Origin of the sequence: Mesorhizobium sp. M0571, assembly GCF_040320985.1 — a bacterium.
Classification (GTDB): Bacteria; Pseudomonadota; Alphaproteobacteria; order Rhizobiales; family Rhizobiaceae; genus Mesorhizobium.
Window position 1 is genome coordinate 1 of sequence record NZ_JAMYQT010000123.1, and the last position, 2,534, is coordinate 2,534.

Sequence of the window (2,534 nt, forward strand, 5' to 3'; positions counted from 1 at the left end):
CTCGAGCGCCTCGTCCGACAGCGCCATGTCGTCGATCGCGCTCATGCCGCCAAGGAGAGCTGCATCGCTTGGCGGCGCACCCAATTCCACGGCATCAGTTCGTCCCAGCGCGAGGCTGGCCAGTCGTTCTGGATGCGCTCGGTGACATCGGCCATGTAGGCTTCGGCATCGACGCCGCAGAGCTTGCAGGTCTCGATGATGCTGAGCACGACCGCTGACCGCTCGGCCGCGGCGAAGCTGCCCGAGAAAAGCCAATTGCGCCTGCCGACCGTAAATCCGCGAATGGCGCGCTCCGCGATGAGGTTGTCGGGCTCGAGCTGGCCATCATAGAGGAAGCGATTGAACGCGCGCCATCGCCTGGTGCCATAGGCGAAGGCCTTCGCGATATCGGCATGGCGCGACAAACCCTTGCCCTGGCGCATGAGCTGTCGTCGCAGCGCGCGGACCAGTGGTCGGGTCCGCCTTCGTCGTGCGGCCAATCGCTCGGCGGGCGGCCCCCGTATCTCTTCCTCGATCCAGTAGATCGCCTGGATACCGGCCATCGCCGTCGTGCTGAGCTCGGTCGGCTGGCTGTCGTGAACGTCGAATATCTTGCGACGCAGATGGGCCAGGCAGGCAGCTTCTCGAATGGCGCCACCCTTGTAGAGCTGGTTGTAGCCGCTGAAACCGTCAGCCTGGAGCGTCCCGGCAAATCCGGCGAGCTCGCTCATCACGCTCTCGCCGGCGCGGCCCATGGTGGCGCGATACCAGGCGATCGGCGGCTCCTGCGAACCCGAGTTGCGATCGTCGGCAACGTAAACCCAGAGCGCGCCCTTGTGTGTCCTGCCGTTGCCGGGCGCCAGGATCGGAAGCCGCGTGTCGTCGGTGTGGATCTTGGTTCGGGTACGGCCGATCTCACGGATGCGGTTGTAGATCGGATCGAGCAAGGCGGCGGCGTAGCTGGCGCTGCGCGCAAGCGTGGATCGCTCGATATCGACGCCCTTGGCGGCCATCATCTGTACCTGACGGTAGAAAGGCAGATAATAACCCCACTTGGCCATCATGATATGGGCAAGCGCGGCATAGCTGAGCTTGCCGCGTGCAATGGCCTTGGCTGGTGCCGGCGCCTGGATGATTTTATCGCAGGTCCGGCAGCTGTACTTGGGTCGAACGGTCTCCATCACCTGCCAGGCTTGGGCGACCAGATCGAGCATCTCATCACTATCTTGGCCCATGGCGCGCATGTCGCCGCCGCAGCCCGGACAGCATGCGCAAGAGGGCTCGCGAACGATCCGCTTGCGCGGCAGGTTCGGATTGAGCTTGCGCACCGGCAACACCCGGACCTTATCGGTGCCAGCGACGATAGGCAGTTCGAGATCGGGCGCGCTGGCGACGAAATCGGTCTCGAGATCTTCGAGTTCAAGCCGCATCTGGTCCAGCTTCTCGGAGGAGCGGCCGAAGGCCTTGCGGTTGAAGCGATCGATCCGCAGCTGCAGGCGCGGGATGCGAAGTGCGGCCTCGGCGCGCTCTCTTCGCAACTGCTCATCCCGTTCGGCGATGGTGGTGTCACGGGCACAAACGGCCGCCTCCAGAGTGGCGATCCGGGCGAGGAAATCAGCGTAGAGGGAGCTTGTTCCGACACCCAAATTACATACCCGAAAGACCTCGTCTACGGAAGCAAAATCGACACAAAATCAATGAGAACGGCCGAATTTAGCCGGCCAGACGCGGTCGATAAATCTTGTTCGGCCGGCGCCAATCGATCCCGTCCAAAAGTAGCGAAAGCTGTGCCTTGGTGAGCGACACGGTCACCTGATCCTTGGTGGTCGGCCAGGCGAAACAACCATCGGAAAGCCGTTTTGTAAAAAGGCAGAACCCCTGGTCGTCATGGGCTAGAATCTTGATGATATGACCCTTGCGTCCACGGAAGCAGAAGATCGCGCCAGTGTGCGGGTCGAGCGCGAGCACCTGCTGCACCATCCGCGCCAGGCTGTTGATCCCGCGGCGCATATCGGTCTCACCGCAGCAAAGGTAAATCCGGTCGGTCGGCACCACCGTGATCACCTGGTCAACTCCGCCAGGACGATACGCAGCGCTGTCGGATCGACGGTCCCGTCGATCCGCAATCGCGCGCCGTTCGGAAAGGCCACGACGATCCTGCCGGCCGGGTCCGGGCAATCGGCGACGGGATGCTCGACCTCGGGCAGATCGTTCACTTCGATCCGCGCGAAAGTTGCCACCGCCCGATCGGCCTCGAGCTCGCCGCCGGCCATCTGCTTGCGCCAGGCATAGAGCTGTGACGGAGCTACACCGAATGCCTCCGCGACCTCGGTCACCGACGACCCCGCCGCGCTCGCCAGATCGACCAACGCGCGCTTCTCCGTGCAACTCCACAGCCTTCGTTGCCGCACGCGCCCGGGCACCGTTGTAAGATCTTCGGCCGCCGCGGCGCCGCTTAACTCGGCGACCATATCGCCCGTTGCATGTTCCAATGTCATGGCGCGAAAACTCCATGTTCATCGGCCTCTTGCAAGGTGCCTTGGCGCACCGCTTAC

Annotated in this window: 3 protein-coding genes; all 3 read right to left on the reverse strand. The window is 63.3% G+C overall.

All coding sequences use genetic code 11. The annotated features are described in order from the left end of the window. Window positions 1–41: 41 nt before the first annotated feature. On the reverse strand, window positions 42–1,625 hold the full coding sequence (gene tnpC / locus NKI85_RS37545; protein ID WP_352780917.1) for an IS66 family transposase: 1,584 nt from the start codon (window positions 1,623–1,625) through the stop codon (window positions 42–44). Between the two features lie 67 nt (window positions 1,626–1,692). Further along, complete coding sequence (tnpB, locus tag NKI85_RS37550; RefSeq protein ID WP_214393793.1) at window positions 1,693–2,043, reverse strand: IS66 family insertion sequence element accessory protein TnpB; 351 nt, start codon at window positions 2,041–2,043, stop codon at window positions 1,693–1,695. After that, a complete protein-coding gene (gene tnpA / locus NKI85_RS37555) occupies window positions 2,040–2,477 on the reverse strand; it encodes an IS66-like element accessory protein TnpA (RefSeq protein WP_352780921.1) in 438 nt (145 codons plus the stop codon). Before tnpA ends, tnpB begins: the two co-directional genes overlap by 4 nt. Window positions 2,478–2,534: the final 57 nt, after the last annotated feature.